This is a genomic window from Phenylobacterium sp. CCH9-H3, from assembly GCF_001557235.1.
Taxonomy (GTDB): Bacteria; Pseudomonadota; Alphaproteobacteria; order Caulobacterales; family Caulobacteraceae; genus Phenylobacterium.
Genome location: NZ_LSJI01000221.1, coordinates 1 through 273, shown reverse-complemented (window position 1 = coordinate 273; position 273 = coordinate 1). Strand labels below are relative to the sequence as shown.

Annotated in this window: 1 protein-coding gene; it reads right to left on the bottom strand. The window is 65.6% G+C overall.

Annotation, left to right across the window (positions count from 1 at the left end; translation table 11 throughout):
* Positions 1 to 273 (bottom strand): HAMP domain-containing protein (locus tag AX721_RS19165; protein WP_156467260.1); only part of this gene is annotated, 273 nt, incomplete at both ends.

Genomic DNA, 273 nt, shown 5'->3' with positions numbered 1-273 from the left:
TGATGGTGTTCTTCAGCTCCAGGATCTCGCCGCGCACGTCCACGGTGATCTTCTTCGACAGATCGCCGTTGGCCACGGCGGTGGTCACCTCGGCGATGTTACGAACCTGGCCGGTCAGGTTGGCGGCCATCAGGTTCACGTTGTCGGTCAGGTCCTTCCACGCGCCGCCGACGCCCTTCACCTGCGCCTGGCCGCCCAGCTTGCCTTCCGTACCCACCTCGCGGGCCACGCGGGTCACTTCCGACGAGAAGGCGTTCAGCTGGTCCACCATGG